Consider the following 4,511-nt stretch of genomic DNA (forward strand, 5'->3'; position numbering starts at 1 on the left):
GCTCGCGCGGGATCGGCAGGTCGACCTGACCCCCGGCGGTGATCATCGTGCCCGTGGCGGGCAGGGCGCTGGGTGCGACGGTCTCGAGACCGCCCTTGTTGTCCGGGTGGGCGATCCGCCCGACGTGCATCAGCTGGGCGACGAGGTGACCGCCACCGGCGTGCACGGCGTCGGCGACCTTGCTCCAGCCGGCCAACTGCTCGGCGCTGTGGAAGCCCGGCGTGTCGAGGTAGCCCTGGCCGACCGCGCTGGGCTGCGACCCCTCGGTGATGATCAGACCGGCACTGGCGCGCTGGCCGTAGTACTCGGCATTCAGGTCATCGGGAACGGTGCCCTTGGCGCGGTTGCGGGTCAGGGGCGCCATCACGAAGCGCTGCGGCAGCTTCCAGCCGCCGACGGTGATCGGTTCGAATGCCTTGGACACAGTGTTGACCTCTTCCTCGAAGACGTGGCGATCGTTCATCAAGGCCAAGGAGCGAGCCGGCGTGGTCATTCCCGGTGTGACTCGGGTCTCGGGGCGATCAGGTCGAATATCGACCGCGGTGGACCACGTCCGTACGCCGCCGACGGTGGGCCGGTGAGCCGGGACTGCCCGTGTCGGCCGTGCGGTGACCGACCGTGACCGCGCCGATCGGCTTGAGGGTGTCGGGGACGCCGAACTCCGCGCGGAAGGCGTCGATCCGCGCGCCCGGAACGCCGAAGAAGCACGCGCCGAGGCCTTCGTCGACGGCCGTCTGGAGGATCAGCAGCGACGCCATCGCGGCGTCCATGTGCCAGTAGGGGACCGGCCAGTCGGGGGTGTGCTTGTCGGACTCCTGGTAGCGGACGATGTACGCGCCCTTGTCCGACATCGGCACGATCACGACCGGGGCCGTGCGCATCCCGTCGAGCCAGCGATTGGATGTGCCAGCGTCCACGGACGTCGCTTCCCAGAACCGCTCCACATCGGCCGGGGTGTCGAGGACGAGGAACGCCCAGCCCTGGGTGAAGCCGGCATTCGGCGCGCGGACCGCGTTGTCGAGCATGCGGTCCACGACCGCGGGGTCGACCGGCCGGTCGGCGTAGCGACGAACCATCCGCCGGCGGCGTACGACCTCTTGGAACTCCACGGCGCAACTGTGGCACGCTCCGGGGATGGGTGAACCGAACGCGGACCGGGTGTCCGCCGGCGAGGTGGTTGGCCTGGTCGAGGTCGATCAGTCCGGGCATGCCGAGCGTGGCTGGGTGATCGAGGCGATCCGCAAGCTCAAGGCGGACCAGACGCGTTCCGCCGACACGCACCTGCACATCGTGCCGATCCCCGCGTTGCCGGGGATCGACCTCTACTTCAAGGACGAGTCGACGCACCCGACCGGCTCGCTCAAGCACCGGCTCGCGCGGTCGCTGTTCCTCTATGGCCTCTGCGGCGGGTTGATCAAGGAAGGCGCCCACGTCGTGGAGGCGTCGTCGGGCTCGACGGCGGTGAGTGAGGCCTACTTCGCGCGCCTCCTCGGGCTGCCGTTCACGGCCGTGATGTCGACGTCGACCTCGCGCTCCAAGATCGCCCTGATCGAGCGCGAGGGTGGGCGGTGCGTCCTGGTGGAGGACCCGGCGTCGGTGTATGCCGTCGCGCGCGATCTCGCCGACGAGAGCGGCGGCCACTACCTCGACCAGTTCACCTACGCCGAGCGCGCCACCGACTGGCGCGGCAACAACAACATCGCCGAGTCGATCTTCGAGCAGCTCGCGATGGAGCGCTTCCCGGCGCCGGAGTGGGTCGTGGTCGGGGCCGGCACGGGCGGTACGTCGGCGACGATCGGGCGCTACGTCCGCTTCCGTGGCCTGACGACTCGCGTGTGCGTCGTCGACCCCGAGAACTCCGCGTTCCTCGCTGCCTTCCGCAATCCCGGCTGCGGCGAGACGACGTGCGGCTCGAAGATCGAGGGCATCGGCCGGCCGCGAGCCGAACCGTCCTTCCTGCCCGATGTCGTCGATCGGCTCGTGCGCGTGCCCGACGCCGCGTCCGTGGCGGCCGTCCACTTCCTGCGCTCGCGCACCGGCCAGCTGGCCGGTCCGTCGACCGGGACCGCGCTGTACGCCGCGACCAAGCTGGCCTGCGACATGCACGCGGCGGGGGAGCCGGGTTCGATCGTGACGCTGCTCTGCGACGACGGCGTGCGCTACCTCGACACCTACTTCTCGCCATCGTGGGTCGCCGACCAGGGGTGGGACCTCGCGCCCTATCTCTCCGTCCTCGCGACTGCCTGGGACACCGGGGCATGGACGGGCTGACCTGTCTCGGATCTGAGACGCCCTCCCCGCTGCCCTCGTTGACCCCGAGCCCCGTTCCGGATGGACTCGGCCCATGACCTTCGAGGCGATGTGGCGCGACCTGCACCCCGTGGGGCGGTCCGCGTCCTCGGGCGGCTACAACCGCTCGCCGTGGACCTCCGCGGAGTCCGAGCTGCGCGCGTGGTTCACCGAGGCCGCCCTCGCCCGGGGGCTCGAGCTCGAGACGGATGGGATGGGGAACCAGGTCGGCTGGTGGCGTCCGGCCACTCCGGAGGCCCCCGGACTGCCGGGCGTCCTCACCGGCTCCCACCTCGACTCGGTCCTCGACGGTGGGGCGTACGACGGCCCGCTCGGCGTCGTCTCGGCCCTTGCGGCCGTCGATGTGTTGCGCGCTCGCGGCTTCTCTCCGAGCAGGCCGATCGGCGTCTCGGTGTTCACCGAGGAGGAGGGGTCTCGTTTCGGGCTGGCCTGCCTCGGCTCCCGCCTCGTCACCGGTGCCTCGGCATGGGCGGATGCGCGAGAACGCCAGGACCGTGACGGCGTCTACCTCGGCGACGCGGTGGCCGACGCCGGGCTCGATCCGTCGACCGGGCTGCTGTCGCTCGACGACGTCGGCTGCTTCGTCGAGCTGCACGTCGAGCAGGGCCGTGACCTCGTCGACCGCGACGTTGCGGTGGGGGTCGCCAGCGAGATCTGGCCGCACGGGCGCTACCGCTTCGACTTCTCGGGGGAGGCCAACCACGCCGGCACCACCCGGATGGAGGACCGTCGCGACCCGATGCTCACCTATGCGATGACCGCGCTGGCCGCCAACAAGCAGGCCCGCCTCGCGGGCCAGCGCGCCACCTTCGGTCGGCTCGAGGTCGCGCCGAACGGCACCAACGCCGTGCCGTCCCGGGTCACCGCCTGGCTGGACGCCCGCTGCTCGTCCGACGCCGGGCTGGCCGAGCTCGTCGACGCGATCTCCCGCCAGGGCAGCGAGCGCGCCTCTCGCGATGGGACGCAACTCAGCGTCACGGCCGAGTCGGTCTCCGGTTCGGTCGTGTTCGATCCCGACCTGGCCCGCGACCTCGCCGGCATCGGCGGCTGGCCGATCATCCCCACGCAGGCCGGCCACGACGCCGGCATCCTGTCGGCGGCTGGGATCCCGACCGCGATGCTCTTCGTCCGCAACCCGACCGGCGTCTCGCACTCGCCCGCCGAGTTCGCCGAGATGGCCGACTGCCTGGCCGGGGTCGAGGCGCTGGCCGACACGTTGGCGAAGCTGGCGTCGTGACGGACTACCTCCTCGAGCGCGCGCTCCTGCCCGATGGGGTCCGCGACGACGTCCTCGTCGAGATCGTGGACGGCCGGTTCGCGTCGGTCGAGCCCGGCACGCTCTCGGGGGCGGCCGAGCGACTGCCGGGCCTCACCATCCCCGGCCTCGCCAACACCCACAGCCACGCGTTCCACCGGGCCCTGCGGGGCCGCACCCAGCGCGAGCGGGGCAGCTTCTGGACCTGGCGCGAGCAGATGTACGCCGTCGCTGAGCGCCTCGACCCTGACACCTACCTCGCGCTGGCGACGGCCACGTTCCGCGAGATGATCGCCGCCGGCATCACCTGCGTCGGCGAGTTCCACTATCTCCACCACCAGCCCGACGGCCGGCCCTACGACGAGCCCAACGCGATGGGGCTCGCGCTGATCGAGGCCGCCCGCGTCGCCGGTCTGCGGATCACGCTGCTCGACACGCTCTACCTGTCCAGCGGGTTCGGCGCCGCGCCCGAGGGCGCGCAGGTGCGCTACGACGACGGGTCGGTCGACGCCTGGGCCTCGCGGGTCGCGGAGCTGGCGAACACCGACTCTGCGCGGATCGACGGCGCCCTTCACTCGGTCCGTGCCCTGCCGAAGGACCCCGCCGCCGCTCTCGGGCCACTCGCCGCGTGGGCCGCCGGCCGACCGCTGCACGTCCACCTGTCCGAGCAGGTCGCGGAGAACGACGGCTGCGCTGCGGCGTACGGCGTCAGTCCGACAAGGCTGCTCGCCGACCACGGCCTCCTCGGACCGCTCACCTCCGCGGTGCACGCGACCCACCTGACCGACGACGACATCGCACTCCTGGGCGAGGCGCGCGCGTTCGTGTCCTTGTGCCCCACCACCGAACGCGACCTCGGCGACGGCGTCGGCCCCAGCCGCGGGCTCGCCGACGCCGGTGCGCGGCTGACTCTCGGCTCGGACAGCCACGCCGTGATCGACCTGTT

At 71.8% G+C, this 4,511-nt stretch carries 4 protein-coding genes and 1 pseudogene; 3 read left to right on the plus strand and 2 right to left on the minus strand.

What is annotated here, in order from left to right:
- Both RMO85_RS18320 and RMO85_RS18325 read right to left on the minus strand, forming a co-directional pair.
- A pseudogene (locus RMO85_RS18320) lies at positions 1 to 463 on the minus strand (alkene reductase); the annotation flags it as partial.
- A 58-nt stretch (positions 464 to 521) separates the two neighbouring features.
- On the minus strand, positions 522 to 1,109 hold the full coding sequence (locus tag RMO85_RS18325) for a nitroreductase family protein (RefSeq protein ID WP_310530156.1): 588 nt from the start codon (positions 1,107 to 1,109) through the stop codon (positions 522 to 524).
- A gap of 25 nt (positions 1,110 to 1,134) precedes the next feature.
- Between RMO85_RS18325 and RMO85_RS18330 the strand changes: the two genes are divergently transcribed.
- From RMO85_RS18330 to RMO85_RS18340, 3 genes are all read left to right on the plus strand, one after another.
- Positions 1,135 to 2,271 carry a PLP-dependent cysteine synthase family protein gene (locus RMO85_RS18330; protein ID WP_310530157.1) on the plus strand — a complete coding sequence of 379 codons (1,137 nt, stop codon included), beginning with the start codon at positions 1,135 to 1,137 and terminating at the stop codon, positions 2,269 to 2,271.
- A gap of 73 nt (positions 2,272 to 2,344) precedes the next feature.
- Positions 2,345 to 3,547, plus strand: coding sequence for an allantoate amidohydrolase (locus RMO85_RS18335; protein ID WP_310530158.1), 1,203 nt, complete (start codon positions 2,345 to 2,347; stop codon positions 3,545 to 3,547).
- Positions 3,544 to 4,511: formimidoylglutamate deiminase (locus RMO85_RS18340; protein ID WP_310530159.1), on the plus strand; the 968-nt coding region annotated here is incomplete at its 3' end. The genes RMO85_RS18335 and RMO85_RS18340, both read left to right, overlap by 4 nt.

The organism is Nocardioides sp. (assembly GCF_031422975.1).
Classification (GTDB): Bacteria; Actinomycetota; Actinomycetes; order Propionibacteriales; family Nocardioidaceae; genus Nocardioides.